The sequence below is a fragment of the Mucilaginibacter sp. P4_E8 genome, from assembly GCF_056401495.1.
Window position 1 is genome coordinate 65,963 of the sequence record NZ_JBFUJG010000003.1, and the last position, 16,426, is coordinate 82,388.

13 protein-coding genes and 1 pseudogene are annotated in these 16,426 nt (G+C 47.5%); 8 read left to right on the top strand and 6 right to left on the bottom strand.

Annotated elements, in window-relative coordinates; all coding sequences use genetic code 11:
- Positions 1 to 21 precede the first annotated feature (21 nt).
- Both AC1DRQ_RS02510 and AC1DRQ_RS02515 read left to right on the top strand, forming a co-directional pair.
- On the top strand, positions 22 to 552 hold the full coding sequence (locus AC1DRQ_RS02510; RefSeq protein ID WP_477422039.1) for a hypothetical protein: 531 nt from the start codon (positions 22 to 24) through the stop codon (positions 550 to 552).
- 104 nt (positions 553 to 656) lie between these two features.
- On the top strand, positions 657 to 2,495 hold the full coding sequence (locus AC1DRQ_RS02515) for a hypothetical protein (protein ID WP_477422040.1): 1,839 nt from the start codon (positions 657 to 659) through the stop codon (positions 2,493 to 2,495).
- 157 nt (positions 2,496 to 2,652) lie between these two features.
- Here the strand turns inward: AC1DRQ_RS02515 and AC1DRQ_RS02520 are convergent, their stop codons facing one another.
- The 5 genes from AC1DRQ_RS02520 to AC1DRQ_RS02540 form a co-directional block, all read right to left on the bottom strand.
- Entirely contained in the window at positions 2,653 to 4,779 is a 2,127-nt protein-coding gene (locus AC1DRQ_RS02520) for a xanthine dehydrogenase family protein molybdopterin-binding subunit (RefSeq protein ID WP_477422041.1), read from the bottom strand.
- A gap of 5 nt (positions 4,780 to 4,784) precedes the next feature.
- Entirely contained in the window at positions 4,785 to 5,786 is a 1,002-nt protein-coding gene (locus AC1DRQ_RS02525; protein ID WP_477422042.1) for an FAD binding domain-containing protein, read from the bottom strand.
- On the bottom strand, positions 5,783 to 6,562 hold the full coding sequence (locus AC1DRQ_RS02530; RefSeq protein WP_477422043.1) for a (2Fe-2S)-binding protein: 780 nt from the start codon (positions 6,560 to 6,562) through the stop codon (positions 5,783 to 5,785). Before AC1DRQ_RS02530 ends, AC1DRQ_RS02525 begins: the two co-directional genes overlap by 4 nt.
- Positions 6,559 to 6,840: a hypothetical protein gene (locus tag AC1DRQ_RS02535; RefSeq protein WP_477422044.1), complete on the bottom strand. Its 282-nt coding sequence runs from the start codon at positions 6,838 to 6,840 to the stop codon at positions 6,559 to 6,561. The genes AC1DRQ_RS02530 and AC1DRQ_RS02535 overlap by 4 nt, the downstream gene beginning before the upstream one ends.
- Before the next feature lie 123 nt (positions 6,841 to 6,963).
- Positions 6,964 to 7,785 (bottom strand): sugar phosphate isomerase/epimerase family protein, encoded by an 822-nt coding sequence (locus AC1DRQ_RS02540; RefSeq protein WP_477422045.1) that lies wholly within the window; start codon positions 7,783 to 7,785, stop codon positions 6,964 to 6,966.
- A 385-nt stretch (positions 7,786 to 8,170) separates the two neighbouring features.
- Between AC1DRQ_RS02540 and AC1DRQ_RS02545 the strand changes: the two genes are divergently transcribed.
- On the top strand, positions 8,171 to 8,899 hold the full coding sequence (locus AC1DRQ_RS02545; protein WP_477422046.1) for a 3-keto-disaccharide hydrolase: 729 nt from the start codon (positions 8,171 to 8,173) through the stop codon (positions 8,897 to 8,899).
- Positions 8,900 to 9,186: 287 nt separating this feature from the next.
- On the opposite strand, the gene AC1DRQ_RS02550 is transcribed toward AC1DRQ_RS02545, so the two are convergent.
- On the bottom strand, positions 9,187 to 9,759 hold the full coding sequence (locus AC1DRQ_RS02550) for a VOC family protein (protein ID WP_477422047.1): 573 nt from the start codon (positions 9,757 to 9,759) through the stop codon (positions 9,187 to 9,189).
- A 406-nt stretch (positions 9,760 to 10,165) separates the two neighbouring features.
- Here AC1DRQ_RS02550 and AC1DRQ_RS02555 point away from each other — a divergent pair.
- The 5 genes and pseudogenes from AC1DRQ_RS02555 to AC1DRQ_RS02575 all read left to right on the top strand — a co-directional run.
- A pseudogene (locus tag AC1DRQ_RS02555) lies at positions 10,166 to 11,569 on the top strand (NAD-dependent epimerase/dehydratase family protein); the annotation flags it as partial.
- Between the two features lie 2,063 nt (positions 11,570 to 13,632).
- Positions 13,633 to 14,940: an MFS transporter gene (locus tag AC1DRQ_RS02560; protein ID WP_477422048.1), complete on the top strand. Its 1,308-nt coding sequence runs from the start codon at positions 13,633 to 13,635 to the stop codon at positions 14,938 to 14,940.
- Complete coding sequence (locus AC1DRQ_RS02565; RefSeq protein WP_429393384.1) at positions 14,937 to 15,134, top strand: hypothetical protein; 198 nt, start codon at positions 14,937 to 14,939, stop codon at positions 15,132 to 15,134. The genes AC1DRQ_RS02560 and AC1DRQ_RS02565 overlap by 4 nt, the downstream gene beginning before the upstream one ends.
- A gap of 65 nt (positions 15,135 to 15,199) precedes the next feature.
- The gene (locus AC1DRQ_RS02570; RefSeq protein ID WP_477422049.1) at positions 15,200 to 15,859 is read left to right on the top strand and encodes an NAD-dependent epimerase/dehydratase family protein; all 660 of its coding nucleotides are present in this window, start codon (positions 15,200 to 15,202) and stop codon (positions 15,857 to 15,859) included.
- Between the two features lie 10 nt (positions 15,860 to 15,869).
- Positions 15,870 to 16,391, top strand: a complete 522-nt coding sequence (locus tag AC1DRQ_RS02575) for a GNAT family N-acetyltransferase (RefSeq protein ID WP_477422050.1) — start codon at positions 15,870 to 15,872, stop codon at positions 16,389 to 16,391.
- Positions 16,392 to 16,426: the final 35 nt, after the last annotated feature.

The window sequence follows — 16,426 nt, forward strand, 5'->3', positions numbered from 1 at the left end:
AAATTTATTTCAGATTTAGATATGAACGAAAACGCGAATGAACGAAAGCTTCAGGAACAATGCATCGAGATGGCAGCGATCCTGGGCCTGGATGAGCCCGTGCCGGAGAGAACGCTCCGTACCGCACTGGCAGATCCGAACTACGCGCACAATCTCCTGGTGGTGCGAAATGAGACAGAGTACCTTACTTATTTGCTTGACCATCCACCTCCCGTTGCAGAAAAGGAGGGGAGCGACATTCCGGCAGCTACCCTTGTGAAACGAGCAGCTCGGTCGCTGCTGAAATGGGCAGGTACCGGTTTTTCTACGGTGTCAAATGAAACCTACGAGCGCAGGATTAACGCTTGTAACGTTTGTCCCAATCTGCGGGTGCCATCTTCAAATCAAAATGCCCTTTACAGCATTGCCGGCGCAATGAATAATAAATCTGTTTGCGGAAAATGTGGCTGTGTGGTAAAAGTGAAGGCGAGGAGGGGGACGGATACCTGCCCAGACCAGCATCCGTTTAAAACCGGTTTAAACCGATGGGAGGAGCAATATTTAACGGAATAAACGCTCTCCCGATTGACATTTGTCTCTGAGCAAAAATGGAGAAAATGCAACAATAAAAATTAGACGATCTGAACTTCAATAATTCATCACTAAAAACAAAAATCATGGGATACGATCCAAATGTTTGCTTACAAAGAATTAAGGATAAAGGGCGGTTACCCTGCGATGAGCTGGGATTACCCTACCACTGTGATACGCTCACCGGTGTAGACGGCGACTACCACGACGAGTGTGTAGAAGCCGGAATTATTTATTTCCAGGTGAAGGTTTCTACCTGCTGGAACCCTGTAACGAACCAGTTCAGATATTTTCCACCTGCAACCTATTTTGCAGAGTGCAACAAATTGATTTCTCAGGACAAGAACTGGCAACAGAGCTGGTGCTGGTGCTGCTGCGCATGTTTTGCCAAGGATACGCTGGTGGCCGTACCTGGCGGCTACGCAGAGATCTACACTATTCCGGTGGGCGCCAAAGTGCTCACCCGCGGCGTAGATGAGACCGATTGGTCAGAATCCTTGGTTAAATTCAGTATGGGTACCGGCGACGGCCCCCAGGCTTTTATGGTTTACATCGGCTTTGGAAATAACGTAGCAAAAGACCTGATCTGTACACAGGAACAGCCTTTTCTGCTATCCAATGGAAAATTCACGACCGCCGGTAAACTTACTCCCGGCATGGAATTGGTTGATAAAGATGGCAAGCCGGTTGAAATACGGTCTGCGAGCCTTGGCACCTATACCGGGGCCGTGCATCATATCGCGACAGCCAACCTGTGGAAAGACTCTCCGGATGGGCACCTTATCCTGACGGGTGGCGTAGTGGCAGGGGATTTTGATATGCAGATAAAATTCGGGAGCCTGCCAAACTCTCTGAAAAATGATCCTGAAAATGTCCATCCTTTAATAGGGACTAAAGCTTATGACGCGGCTGTGAGCGGGATAAGTAATTTGGCCAAGCCTTCTAATACCCATTTTGAGTTTGTTCACAAGCAGACCAAAGGAGATGGTGAGGTTTCCAAAAAGCTTGGTAGCGGTAGTTTTAAAACTTATAGCCGTATTACCTCAGTCGTTCCGCATGGTGCGCAGGCGCTGCTTACACAAAAACAAGCCGAGGATATCCTCAAAAATGGCCGGCAGGTTCCGTTCTCGGATCCTACGCCTAAATATTTCTTTGACATTGCAAGTGCACAGCTCAGTGGTTTCTATAAAGACATAGTATTTTACCTTGATGTATTTGACGTGCTGCCAAACGTGTATGCCTTTGAAGCTTATGGGAAAAAGATTGTGCAGGTTTCAGGCGGCCTGGCAAGACTAATCGATTTTAACTTTGAAGGGCTCCTGATGGCCATGGCTCATGGTGTTGGCTGTTTTTACGGCGGTGAACCTAAAATTTTAGGTGGATATTCCGCAGTGGGACAAGCTGATCGTTTTGCATTTGGTAAGGTTACCAGTATGCTTTGGCTCGGCGACCCCGCATTCGGCTATATTAACGCCAGCATCCTTCAGTGGATGGCGCTCTTCAAACTTATTGATAAGGACAACTGGGGCGGTACCAATCCGCTCACAGATCCGTCCATTGATTGCCGTGAGCTTGTTATCCAATCAGCTCCTTTTGGTGGCGGCCTGCCCCCTTGTGCCGGCGGTACGCCTCCAAAGCTAATCCAGTTACAAGTTGCACAGGCGCTCACCCTCGATAAGGTGGAGCTTATTTTTAACGTGGCGATCGACCCTTCTACAGCAGACAAGGTTTCGAACTACATTTTATCGCCCGACGTAAAAGTGCTTGAAGCCAAACGCAGCACGGAAAAGGATTTCATTGTGGAACTCTCAGTAAAACTTGAAGCGAAAAATAGTTATGAAGTTACGGCAAAAAATCTTAAATCTGCATTGGGCACAGGCATGGATCCAGCACATTCCATAGCCGGATTTGTTGCGCCGGAATAGATGTGTGGATGGACAGAAAATTTGAGAACAATAACCAAATAAAAATAGATGGGTGGCATGAAAATGCCACCCATCTATTTTTTTAGAAATTACGGAAACCTCATCTTCATTAAAAGTAAATAAATCAAATCTGTTTTAAACGGTCTGTTGGATCAACTTATAATAATTTATCAGGTGTGATCGGTACATCCCGTACCCGTTTGCCCGTAGCATTAAAGATCGCATTGGCAACAGCAGCCGCTACGCCAACGATGCCCACTTCACCTATCCCTTTAATTCCCATTTTATTCACGATACTATCTTTTTCGTTTACGAACATCGCGTCCATCTGGCCAATATCCATATTGGACGGCACATGGTAATCGGCAAATGACCGGGTTGCGAAATTACCCCAGCGTGGATCGATCAATGATTCCTCACTCAGCGCCATACCAATGCCCCAGGTGTTTCCGCCAATGATTTGCGAGCGAGCAGTTTTAGGGTTCAATATTTTACCGGCACCGACCACTGCCAAAAATCGGGTTACTTTCACCATACCCGTTAAGCTGTTCACCCGTACTTCGGCAAAATTCGCGTTAAAGCTATGCGAGGAATATTCGCCTGCATTAGCCGGTGCTTTGGCATCGGCACGGGTCTCGAATTCAGTAACCTGTTCCGACTGCATCAATTGGTAAGCCGTAGGGCGCACAAAAAACTGTTTACCCGATTTGTAGACCAATTCATTGGTGATCTTTTCGCAGGCATCATTAACGGCGTTGGCAAAACTGGCCGCACCAACCGAACCTACTGAACCGGCCGCAGGCGGCATGTTAGAATCGCCAAGTTTAACAGTAACGTTGGCCAGCGGCATACCCAGACCATCCGCTGCCGTTTGCGTTAGTATAGTAAAAGTGCCCGTCCCCAGGTCAGATGCTGCGATAGCTACTACTGCGTTAACTGTATTGCCCGTGCGAGTCAACTTGATCGTTGCCGAGCTTGGCCTTTGACGTGCCGGGTAGGTACCGCAGGCTACGCCGTAACCAATCAGGTCGTTACCCACTTTATTTTGACCGGGCTGCTTTTTACGTTTTTCCCAACCGAAGGCTTTGGCTCCTTCCTGTAAACATTTAATGGTAGCCCGTGACGACCAGGGTTTACCACTTGATGGATCTTTATCCGGCTGGTTCTTTAAACGCAGTTCGATCGGATCCATCCCAAGTTGATGAGCTAATTCATCCATAGCAGATTCTAAGGCGAAGCTGCCGGTAGAGTGGCCCGGACCGCGGGTATAAGTCGGTAAAATGACATTCATGGGCACCACCCGGTATTTGACCAATAAGTTGGGGACATCATACATGATCTTCGCGCCTTCGCCGCACCTTTCAATAAATTCATCCTCAATAGCGGTATGCGTTGTGGTTTCATGGGCCAGGCTGATCAGTCGGCCATCGCGCTTAGCGCCGATACTGATCTTCTGAAAATTTTGCTGGCGAAGACCCACCGAGTTGAACATTTGTTGCCGCGTCAGCGCCAGTTTGACCGGGCGGCCGGCAACCTTAGCCGCTACGGCAGCCAGAACAAGATTAGCCCATTGGCCGCCCTTGGAGCCAAAGCCGCCGCCAATAAATGGAGAAACGATGCGCACTTGCTCCGGTTTCATATTCAACGTTGCAGCCGCCGAGTTCTGCGCCCCGTTAATGATCTGCGAGCCATTGTATAAAATTACCTTATCGCCCTCCCAGACCGCTACAGTCGAATGCGGTTCCATGGGGTGATGGTGTTCTATCGGTGTATGGTAGGTACCTTCAAATTTGACCTCCGCGCTGTTGAAAGCCCCTTTTGCATCGCCCCGGTTATGGTCGGCCAGTTCCTCGCCTTTAGGCACTACTGCGCCGGGCGCCAGTTTTTCAAAATCAATTTTAGCGTCTGTATTTGGGGTATAGGTTACCTTAACCATTTTCGCCGCGTGGGTGGCCTGTTCAAAGGTCTCTGCTACGACAATACCGATATGCTGCCCGTAAAAATAAACTTCGGGGCTCTGCAGTAAAGCGCCACCCCGTAGCCCGCCTTTAACGTTGAGTTTGGGCGCGTTTTCATGCGTGATCACGGTTAGCACGCCTGGAAGACTTTTTACATCGGCGGTATTGATCGAAGTGATCTGACCCGCAGCGATGGTGCTTTTGAAAAGCACGGCGTAAGCCATTTCTTTTGTCGGATAATCGGTGGCATAATTAGCCTTACCGGTCACTTTCAATAAACCATCTATACGGGTGATGGCTTTGCCAATGGTGTTTTTGTCTTCCATAATTATTATCCGTTATAGCTATCACCTTTTAAGGCCAATTCCAGCGCGCTGATAATAGTGCGCTTGCCTAACTCTACTTTAAATTTATTGTATGCTAAAGGCTTTGCGCTGTGCATAGCCGCCTGGGCCGCTAAACTAAAGTTGGCTTTAGTAGCCGTTTTGCCTTTTAAAAATCGTTCTGCTTCTAATAAGGGCCAGGGTTTATGCGCCACGCCGCCCATGGCCAAATGTGCCGACACAATGCGGTTACCCTGTAACACCAAGCCGGCTGCTACCGATACCAGTGCAAAGGCATAAGAGTTACGGTCGCGCACTTTCACATAAGCCGAATGCCCCGCGAAGGCATTTGCAGGGAGCTCTATGGCCGTGATCAGTTCACCATGATTTAATATGTTATCTTTCTCCGGCTGATCGCCGGGCAGTCGATGGAAATCCTTGATAGAAATTAAGCGTTCGGTACCATTTGGCTGAAGTACTTTGATATTGGCATCTAGCACGGTAAGCGCCACTGCCATATCCGACGGATAGACCGCTATACAGGTATCCGACCAGCCGAATATTGCGTGCATCCGGTTAATCCCCTGCATCGCCGCGCAACCTGTGCCCGGTTCGCGTTTGTTGCAGGGCATGGCTACATCATAAAAATAACTGCAACGGGTACGCTGTAACAGGTTGCCACCATTGGTTGCCATATTGCGGATCTGCGCCGAAGCACCGGCCAAAATGGCCTTGGTTAACAGCGGAAAATTTTTGCGCACCAGAGGGTGGTTAGCAGCATCGGTGTTTTTACCCAGGCTACCCAGCGAGATGCTACCATTTGTTAATTGTTTGGTCGTCATCAGGTTTAGTCTGCCTAAGTCTATCAACTCATCCGGGCGCTCCACATCTTCCTTCATCAGATCGAGCAGGTTAGTGCCGCCCGCCAGGAATTTGGCTTTTACATTACTGGTCAACAGGCTGATAGCAGCAGGAGCGCTGCCAGCCTGGGTAAATTTAAATGGTCTCATATCGTCAGCCAGATTTGTTCCACACTTTTACCGGTTTGGGCCTCTTTAATAGCCGCCACAATGTTGGGGTATGCCCCGCAGCGACAGATATTGCCCGACATGCGCTCGGCGATCTCCTCGTTACTCAGCATCAGGGAAGTTTGCGCCTGCCGCACATTCGCGGTCACATAGCTCGCTTGTCCTTCTTTAGCTTCTTTCATTAAGGCTACCGCTGAACAAATTTGCCCGGAGGTGCAAAAGCCACACTGAAAGCCATCATGTTTTAAAAAAGCTTCCTGCATCGGGTTCAGCTGATTGTCTTTCGCCAGGCCTTCGATCGTGATAACGGATTTACCTTCACAGGTCGCTGCCAATGTCAGGCAGGAAAGCACGCGGTTACCGTCAACAATAACGGTGCAGGCACCGCACTGGCCATGGTCGCACCCCTTTTTGGAACCCGTAAGACCCAAACGCTCACGCAGCGTATCCAGCAAGGTCATGCGTGGATCGACCATCAACCTGGTTGTTGCCGAATTCACTTTAAAACTAACGTTGACGCCATTTTCGATAGCCGCAGCAGGTAGTTCGTCAATTTCGCCCAGTGCCACACCACGGGCAAAGGCTCGTTCAGCGCCTAATAAGTAACCGGTCAGCAATCCCGCCGAGGCGAGGCCGATCAGCTTCATAAAATGACGACGGTTAAGCCCGGTCTGTATAATCTCTTCCAGTTCTTCCGGCATCAGATCGCCAAAGAGCTTCTTTTCCTCTTCGGTTAGTTGGGTAGGTCTATTGTTCATACAGAGTGCTGATTACTATCTAATAACACCAGCCAGGACGGATAGTTTGTGGGAATATTTGCAATCATTTTTTTAATAACATGAGCAGCCAGGTAATCAATATTGGGTGTATGTATCTTTGATCTGTAACAGCCAACATCCGAAAATCCAAGATCATCAGCCATAGTCAACACGATATTTGGCCGGTTATCCTTTACAGATGATTTAGCAGATTTTTTAAAAAAGATGAACAGCGAGGCTAAAAGAAGCACTGCCAAAGATAGACTGGTCTTTTTCATAGGACTTTAGATACCGCTTAGCTACAAGACCAAAGATAATCAAGCCACCGATCATACTGCTAAGGATCCATAAATAAACCGGTTAGCGATTTTTGCAAATAGCATCAAGTTAAATTTTATTGACTAAAACGGGTTATTAAACACCAGGTGCCGGGCAGCCTGCACTTCCTGAAGAAATACCGGAATGGTTTTATAAGGATCATAAGGTGGTTTGGCGCCTTTGCCGACTTCTACGCTTTTATTTGCACCCGGAGACTCCAGGGTTTCTATAGGCAGGTAACCTTTATAGCCGGAGCGTTTAACGATATTCATTATTTTTACCACGTCCATTTTTATTGGGCCCGTAGGTCCGGAGAAACTTTCTTTAAGTTGGAAATTCACTGCATAAGGCATCGCTTTTTCAACATCGGCGTAAAGGAAAAAGYCGCTGTCCACAATTACCCCAAACCAATCTGAATTAACCATTTTTACCAGTTTAATTACTTCATCGGCAGTTTTAATAAAATCACCATGGTTTTGTATGCCTATCAAAATACCTCGTTGCGCTGCATAGGCAGCACATTCTTTTATACTTGCGGCCATATAGCGGGTTACTTCGTCCCTCCGGTTTTCATAACCGGCCGGAACCGGGCCGGAAAAGATCCTGATCACCGGCGCCCCTAATTTGGCAGCCACATCAATCCATGCTTTTACGAGTTTTACATCAGCTGCCCTTTTTGCCGGATCAGGATTGGTAAAATCGTTTCTTACCCCGGTGCCGCTAATGTCAAGTCCCTGCAAAAAGGCATGCCTTTTTACCCGGTTAATAAACTCGTCTGTGGGTACGGCAGGATAGCCCGGAAAATAATAACCGGTGATATCTACCGCATCAAAACCTTGTGCTGCCGACCAGTCTATTAACTCAAATAATGACATACCCCCGTGTCCGTTCACTTTATTATTCATAAGGGGTTTGTTAAAAGAGTAGGCATTTAAGCTGATTTTAACATGCGATTTACCTTTATGCATTACTCCCGAATCACTTTGAGCATATAATGAAATGCTGTTAAATATCATGAAAATAATAGCAATCCAACATGTAGATTTTTGAATTTGATTCATTTTTACTGGTTTTGCATCCATAGCCTGGTTTAGTGTTTAATGGTTTTATGCGCTACTTTTGGTTGGGGGGCCTGCAGCGGTAAACGTTACAGTTGTATAGTTAAAAATAATTCTATTTAATTCCAATTTTTCTGAAGGGTAATTGGAACGGCCTGATTATGGAACGGGATTGTACAGGATTGTTATTCGGTTGTTTGTTTGCATCTTTCACTAACTAATTATCCTGAATATGAAAACCAATAAATTTTTGCTGCCCACGGCTTTGCTGTTTGTTTTATTATCTGCGTTTACATTAATTACACAGGCGGATAAGGGTTTTAAACCCATGTTTGATGGTAAAACATTGAACGGCTGGGAGGGTGACCCCAAATACTGGCGGGTTGAAGATGGTGAGATTATTGGTGAAGTTACTCCTGCAACACTTTTAAAAGCCAATACCTTCCTGATCTGGAAGGGCGGTCAGCCTGCCAATTTTGAGCTGAAGGTGAACTATCGTATATCGGCCAATGGTAACAGCGGTGTAAATTACCGTAGTATACGGATTGACAGTCTGCCCTATGCCCTGAAAGGTTATCAGCAGGATATTGATGGGAAAGATAAATACAAGCTGGGGTATCCCCGTTATTCCGGGCAGAACTATGAAGAACGCGGTCGCCAGTTTCTGGCCCTACGTGGGCAGAAAGTTACCATTGATAAAGGTAAACTACCCCATATAACCGACTCGCTGGGCACAAAAGAAGAGTTGCTGAAAAGTATTAACTACGATGGCTGGAACGAGCTGCATATTATTGCCAAAGGAAACAAGTTGCAACATTACCTAAATGGCAAACTCATGAGCGAAGTAGCTGATAATGATACTCTTAATCGTAAATTAAATGGCCTTATTGGCGTACAGGTGCATGTTGGGCCGCCAATGAAGGTGGAGTATAAAGATTTTATGATCAAGGTTTTAAAATAGGTATATAGTAAACAACCCCCACCATAGGTGRGGGTTGTTTACTTATCAACACTATTATATTTGTATAAGCCGAAGAACAAAAACATCATCAGGTATGTATGGACAAAGGAATAACCCAGCTGGCAGCCTACTTTAAAGTAAGACAGGAAGCATTCAACAGACAGTATAGCTTAAGGGTATCAGCTGCCAAGTCAAACCAAATTATATAACTCAGGGTAGAAGATTTTTAAGTCTTAATTACCAAATGTTAGTGCTGGCCGTAATTTTCTCGAATATCCCATGTCTGTTCACATATTATCCATCAATAGTACATTGAATTTATGACCGTCGGGATCAGCAAAGGCAAAACCATAATAATTGGCTTTATCTCTTGCCACTTCCTGAAAAATATGACCGCCGGCGTTTTTAACCTTCTCTGCCCATTCATTCACTTCCGCCTCTGTTTCTGCAGAAAGTGTGAAAATAATTTCGCTGGTGGTTTTCGACCCGGGGATTAAATACTCATCTATTTTTGAACCCTGTTCAAAAAAATGAATCACAAGATCATCATCACCAAAAATAAAACTAGCCAACTTCGGATAGTTGTTTGGCCCATTGGGAGTAAAACCCAATTGTGTATAAAATTGATTGGTGCGCTTCGCATCTTTTACACTAAAATTAGCCCAGATTTTTCTTGTTTTCATACGGTTGACTTTTGAAACAATTTTAAAAAAAAAGTCAACAACTGTTTCCCGATATAAATCAGAAATAAGTTCTTTAGAAGCAATCAGCTTGATATTTAAAATGAACTCATCGTCAATTGCTTTGTCACCAAAGCTTTCAAAGAAGCTTTTTGAGCCGAAATAAGAATTAAAAATCACTCAAAAAGACTTAAAAAAAGAAAATTATTTTTCAACTCGCGACTTGGAAATAAGCCGTCAGGATGTGACATCGTTTGCGCTTAGTTGCACACTACCGACGATTTTAGGCTGCCCTGGGTTCTCGGCAGGGAATGGGAACTTAATGCCAAGATGCACAACCCCGCTTAACCGTTCCTGCAATGTATATAGCGATAATAGTGGAAGAAGTTGAGCCCCGGGGATGCAAGGGGGATTTTGAATTTAATACTCTACTATAATAAATTGAAACTGAGTAATTATTATGCTAACAAACAAGCTGCCTTAGCCCGTTAATTTCGATGTCCTCTCAACAAAGTTAAATATGCCCATTCAACAAAACTGCCGACCTCTATAACGTGGAGTTTTGTGCTATCAAATATGTTTAGCAATGAAAGAGCAAAATTTAAAGGAAAAGGTACTGGTAACCGGCGGCACCGGCTTTGTCGGGGCACATTGCATCCGGCAACTGCTGCAAAAGGGTTACCGCGTGAAAACCACCATCCGGTCAATGTCCCGGAAAGATGACTTGATCGATATGCTGAAGACCGGCGGTATTGCTGATTTTGACTGCCTGGAGTTTACCGAGGCCGACCTGAAAAAAGATGCCAATTGGGATCAAGCGGCCGATGGCTGCGATTACGTTCTGCATGTAGCGTCGCCTATCGGACTAAGCATTCCCAAAGACGAGAACGAGATGATTATTCCCGCGGTTGAGGGCACCTTACGTGTACTTAAAGCGGCTAAAGCGGCTGGTGTTAAACGGGTGGTAATGACGTCGAATTTCGGCGCCGTGGGTTACAGCCACGCAGATACCTCGACGATCATTACTGAAAAAGACTGGACCGATCCAGACGAGCCGTGCCTATCAGCCTATAATAAATCCAAGGTCCTGGCAGAAACAGCGGCCTGGGAGTTCATGCAAAATACTGACGGAGGGATGGAACTTGCGGTGATCAACCCAATGGGGATCTTCGGGCCATCCCTTGGCTCGGAACTTTCAAGCGGTTTTGAATTATTGAAGAAGGTCATGGACGGTTCGCTGAAAAGGATCCCCAATATCACGCTGGGTATCGTGGATGTACGTGATGTCGCCGACCTGCATATCCGGGCAATGACCCATCCGGCCGCAGGCGGGCAGCGTTTCCTGGCTTTGGCCGGCGGCATCATCAGCCTGCCGGAAATCGCCCAACTGCTTAAAGATAACTTAGGTGAAGCGGCGGAATTGGTTTCCACCAAAATAATGCCTGACTGGATGGTGCGGATCGCCGCCTGGTTCAGCCCGGTCGCCAGAAATATCGTCCCCCAGCTTGGCCGTTACCGGAATGCCAGCAATGATAAGGCAAAAAGTCTTTTAGGCTGGCAGCCACGAAGCAATAAAGAGGCGATCCTGGCCACGGCAGAGAGCCTGATCCGCTACGGCGCCGTAACATCAGGACATGGGAAAAGCACGGTTGCCAAAAAGATATTGAGTTTGTTGCTGATGCTGTTTATGCTGACCGGACTGCATAAAGGCTTTGCGCAAACCAGCCAAACGATCCGGGGAACGGTTACCGACAAACTGACCCAATTGACGCTTCCCGGCGTGACCGTTAGCCTCAGCGGCGAAACCGGCAAGGGAACAACGACAGATGCAGCCGGCCGTTTTAGTATCACCGGAGTAACACCTGGCCGTTATGATATCGTTTTTTCTGTTGTCGGCTATGCACCGTATACCCAGCCTAACGTAGAGATCACCTCCGGGAAAGAGGTACTTCTTGATATCGGCATGGAAGCAAATGCGAAGTCACTTAATGAGGTCGTTGTGCGCGGAGGTGCGAAAAAACATGAAACAGTGAATCAACTGGCCGCGGTTAGCGGCCGCTCCTTTACCCCGGAGGAAGTGAACCGCTATTCCGGCGGACGTTCCGATCCATCCAGGCTGGTGGCGAACTTTGCCGGCGTGAGTGCACCTGACGATTCCCGGAATGATATCGTGGTACGCGGTAATTCGCCGTCGGGTATCCTTTGGCGGATCGAGGGGCTGAATATTCCCAATCCCAACCACTTTTCCACGTTGGGGACAACCGGCGGATCGGCCAGCGCATTGAATACGAATATCCTCAAAAATTCCGATTTCCTGACATCGGCCTTTCCTGCCGAATATGGCAATGCCAATGCCGGGGTGTTTGACCTGGGCTTTCGTACAGGCAACGCCAATAAACAGGAAACGACCATTCAGCTCGGTGCGCTTACCGGTCTTGAAGCGATGACCGAAGGCCCCATCAATAAGGATAAAGGTTCTTCCTATGTCGCCGCCTACCGGTATTCATTTACCGGCCTGGCCCAATCGCTGGGTATCACGGTAGGCACCGCCGCCACGCCATTTTATCAGGATCTTTCCTTTAAGATCAACAGCGGCAACGGAAAGCTGGGGCGGTTCACGCTGTGCGGCCTCGGCGGAACCAGCAGCATTGATATCCTGCACGACAAAGTCAACCCCGATGATATCTTCGGTAATCCGGAAAGAGATTCCTATATGAAAAGCAGGATAGGTTTGCTCGGTCTGAAACACTTTATCCGGGTCAGCAACAAATCTTATTTCAATACGGTGCTGGGCGTTACTTATGCAGGCACGGTACAAAATATTGACAGCATCGGTGTAACAGCCCCGGCCCGCGTAGTTGAAGTAACGATGGATCAGTCGCGTTATTCCCTTAACACTTCTTTTAACAGCAACATTAGTCCCAGGTTGTTTTTGAAGATTGGTGCTATTGAGGAACTGATCGATATCAACCTTTTTTACCGTGATCGGGTGTCACCGCCGCATAACTGGGTACAGATCTGGGATTTTAAGGGCAACACCTCCCTTATGCAGGGGTATGCCCATTTGAAATATGATCTATCCGATCGCCTGGTGGCAAATGTTGGCCTTCATGCGCAATATCTTACACTGAATAGTTCGTCGTCACTGGAACCCCGCGCGTCGCTAAAATACCAGCTGACAGATAAAAGCACGCTGAGTGCAGGATTCGGCATGCACAGCCAGATGCAGCCTACCGACATTTATTTCTACCAGTCAAAAAATACCGACGGAACCACCGACAAGTCAAATGAAGACCTGGGTTTTACCAAGAGCCGCCACTATGTAATCGGTTATGAGGCTTTACCGGTACAGAACTGGCGGGTCAAGGCAGAACTGTATTACCAGCAGTTATACGATGTGCCGGTGAGCAATACGCTGAGCAGCTATTCCATGCTCAATGCGGGCGCACGTTCGTATTATTACAATGAAGAAGGGCATCTGAACAACAGCGGAACCGGCACCAATTACGGCGCAGAACTGACGATAGAAAAGTTCTTTAGCAACGGTTATTACGGCTTATTCACCGGTAGCCTGTACCAATCGAAATACAAAGGCAGCGACGGCATCGAGCGGAATACTGCTTTTAACGGAAAATATGTATACAATCTGCTGGCCGGCCGGGAATGGAAAACGGGCAAAAACAACAAGATCAGCCTGGATATGAAGCTGACCCGTGCCGGGGGGCGTTATTATACACCGGTAGATTATGCGGCTTCGATTGCCAACAACCGGGAGATCTTACAAACCGGAGATGCGGCTTATTCCGCGCAGAATGCCGCTTTTTTCCGACTAGACATCAAAGTGGGCCTAACGATCAATAGTAAAAAGCGTAAACTTACCCACGCTTTCTACCTGGATATACAAAATATCACCAATAACCAGAATGTACTGGTAGACCAGCGCTTTAACCCGGCAACTGAAAGGGTTAGCACCGCTTACCAGATCGGTTTGTTCCCGAATTTCGTTTACCGCCTTCAGTTTTAACCGCCCTCACTTATTTATTTAAACAGCCGATGAAACAGCAAGATACAACGGGCGCCGGGGCCTGGCGCAGTATAGTCATTATCGTGTTTTTGGTAATTCTATCCATGGTTGACCGGAATTCTATCAACCTGATGATTGCGCCTATCCGAAAGAGCTTTGGTATTAATGACCTTCAGTTCGGCCTGTTACAGGGACCGGCATTCGCTGTATTTTTCCTGCTGGGAAGCGTGGCGATGGGCTGGCTGGTGGACAAATATTCCAACCGCTGGCTTATTTATGCAGGGGTTATGCTATGGTCGATCGCTACTATTGCCAGTGGCTTATCCGGTAGCTTTACAGCACTACTGATCGCCAGGTGCTTTGTCGGGCTGGGTGAATCCGTCTTACAGCCTGCAGGATGGAATATTGTCACCAAGCTGTTTCCCGCTGACCGGCTTTCTACTGCTATGGGGGCACTTAGTGCAGGTTCAACTGTGGGTGTGGCCGTTTCGTTCATTCTGAGCGGTTACCTGATCAGCAAAGCTGCGCAAGGGCCGTTAATGCCGCTGCCATTTTTAGAACATGTCCAGCCATGGCAATGGGTGTTCCTGGCCGCGGGTGTTCCGGGCCTTCTCATTGCACTGCTGATCTTTTTACTTCCTCCGGGTTCAGGAAAAGCAAATCTGGCTAAGCCCAATAACTCCGGAAAACTTTCCGGGTTCATCCGCGAGAACCGCGCTTTTCTGTTCTGCCATTTCGCGGGATTCGGGTTGCTGAGTGTCATGGTGAACGGCGCTGCCGCCTGGGGACCGGAATACCTGACCAGGACCCACCAGCTGAACGCTAAAAATATCGGGCTGTTGTTCGGCTTTATCGGTGTTCCCCTCGGTGTAGGCGGCGTTCTTGTTGCGGGTTGGCTGGTTGACCGGATTTTTAAAAAAGGCCATTATGATGCGCACCTGAGGCATTTTGCGATCAGGGCATTGCTGGTGGCGGTCATTGGCTTTTTAGGCTTCACGTTTGATCATCAGATGATCATCCCGCTGGTTTGTTTTGGCCTCATCCAGTTCATTCAACCTTTTGCAGGTGTAGCCGGCGCATCGCTGCAGGTTTCCACACCTGAACAGTATCGCAGCCGCATCTCGGCTGTCTTTATCATGTGGTACAATGGCGCCGGAATGATGCTGGGGCCAAGTTTTGTAGCCCTGCTCAGCAACGTGTTCGGGCGCGGTAAACTCGGCATGGCTATCGCGGTCAATTACTTAATTCTTGGCAGCATCGCTGCGGTATTGCTGTGGGCGGGCCGACGCTACGCCTCGGCATCCTATCAACGTTATAACTTAAATCGATCCTCTTGAAAACTTTATCGTTCATCATCGCGTTTAACCGGTCATCCATAGTCTATGTTACACTGGCTTACAACGCCCCGACTGCTGATAGCACGGCATACCGGTACTATCCTTTAAAGCCCGCAGAAGCCTTCAGGCCTTTTACAACTGGTAATGATGCTGCTACTTCTGCAGGTTATCCAAATAATTATATGGCAATTTAATTTAGACCGCTCAACAAAGCGGCGTGGCAAATTAATGCCGAGCTTTGTATTTTATCATCAAAAAAATGAGCATCAAAATCATTATCACGGGAGCTACCGGATTTGTCGGTGAGGGCGTACTATTGGAATGTTTGCGACACCCAGGCATTTCAACTGTACTTATGGTCAACCGGCGGCCATTTAACCTGGAACACCCGAAGCTTAAAGAGCTGATTGTTCCTGAGCTGCAGCAAGCAGATGCCAATGCAGAAACACTGGCAGGATACGATGCCTGTTTTTTCTGCGCCGGGATTAGTTCCGCTGGGATGAGCGAGGAACAATATACGAAAGTCACCTACGATACGACCATCGCCTTTGCCAATGCGGTATTGCGGTTCAATAAGGAATTAACTTTTTGCTTTGTTTCCGGTAGTCATACCGACAGTTCTGAAAAAGGCAAGGTGATGTGGGCGCGCGTCAAGGGCCGGACGGAAAATGCCCTGCTGAAACTGCCTTTTAAAAAGGCATATAATTTTCGTCCCGGCGGCATGATCCCCACCACGGGACAGCAAAATGCAAAAACGGCTTATAAACTTATTGTAAAATTGATGGCCATATTAATGCCGAACCGTGTCAGCACCTTAAAGGAAGTAGGCCTGGCTATGATTCATGCGGCTATCGATGGTAGCAGCAAGCAGGTGCTGGAGATAAGCGACATTAAGGAACTGGCAAAACACGCGCTTTAATGAAAAATATATGGCTATAAATAAGGGAGTTATGCCGGCTTTGCCGGAGGATGCAGGGCAACTGGCCGAACTGGTAAACAGCGCCTACCGGGGTGAAAGTTCCAGGCAGGGCTGGACGAATGAAGCGGAATTACTGGACGGTGAAAGAATTGATGAAAACGAACTGTTTGCGCTCTTACATAACCCTTTTATTACCATCCTGAAATACCAGCCCGGGGATATGATACTTGGCTGTGTCCAACTGGAACAAAAAGAGGACATACTTTATATCGGCATGCTGACCGTATCCCCGGCGTTGCAAACCCAGGGAATAGGCAAACGACTATTAAAGGCGGCGGAAGATCATGCCAAACAACAGGGTTACACAATCGCAATGATGACTGTGATCACCGTGCGGGTTGAATTAATTCGATTTTATGAACGGCAGGGATATGTTAATACCGGTTACAAGCAAGCTTTTCCGGAGCAGGCGAACGTTGGCATGCCTAAAATGCATTTAGAACTGGTCACACTGACCAAAGCGATTTCCTGACCTTTCAACAAAGTAAATTTAGACCGCTCAACAAA

What these genes read in the sequence shown, in the direction of transcription:
- AC1DRQ_RS02510 (WP_477422039.1), top strand. Translation starts at nt 22, where the DNA reads ATGAACGAAAACGCGAATGAACGAAAGCTTCAGGAACAATGCATCGAG.
- AC1DRQ_RS02515 (WP_477422040.1), top strand. Translation starts at nt 657, where the DNA reads ATGGGATACGATCCAAATGTTTGCTTACAAAGAATTAAGGATAAAGGG.
- AC1DRQ_RS02520 (WP_477422041.1), bottom strand. Translation starts at nt 4,779, where the DNA reads ATGGAAGACAAAAACACCATTGGCAAAGCCATCACCCGTATAGATGGT.
- AC1DRQ_RS02525 (WP_477422042.1), bottom strand. Translation starts at nt 5,786, where the DNA reads ATGAGACCATTTAAATTTACCCAGGCTGGCAGCGCTCCTGCTGCTATC.
- AC1DRQ_RS02530 (WP_477422043.1), bottom strand. Translation starts at nt 6,562, where the DNA reads ATGAACAATAGACCTACCCAACTAACCGAAGAGGAAAAGAAGCTCTTT.
- AC1DRQ_RS02535 (WP_477422044.1), bottom strand. Translation starts at nt 6,840, where the DNA reads ATGAAAAAGACCAGTCTATCTTTGGCAGTGCTTCTTTTAGCCTCGCTG.
- AC1DRQ_RS02545 (WP_477422046.1), top strand. Translation starts at nt 8,171, where the DNA reads ATGAAAACCAATAAATTTTTGCTGCCCACGGCTTTGCTGTTTGTTTTA.
- AC1DRQ_RS02560 (WP_477422048.1), top strand. Translation starts at nt 13,633, where the DNA reads ATGAAACAGCAAGATACAACGGGCGCCGGGGCCTGGCGCAGTATAGTC.
- AC1DRQ_RS02570 (WP_477422049.1), top strand. Translation starts at nt 15,200, where the DNA reads ATGAGCATCAAAATCATTATCACGGGAGCTACCGGATTTGTCGGTGAG.
- AC1DRQ_RS02575 (WP_477422050.1), top strand. Translation starts at nt 15,870, where the DNA reads ATGGCTATAAATAAGGGAGTTATGCCGGCTTTGCCGGAGGATGCAGGG.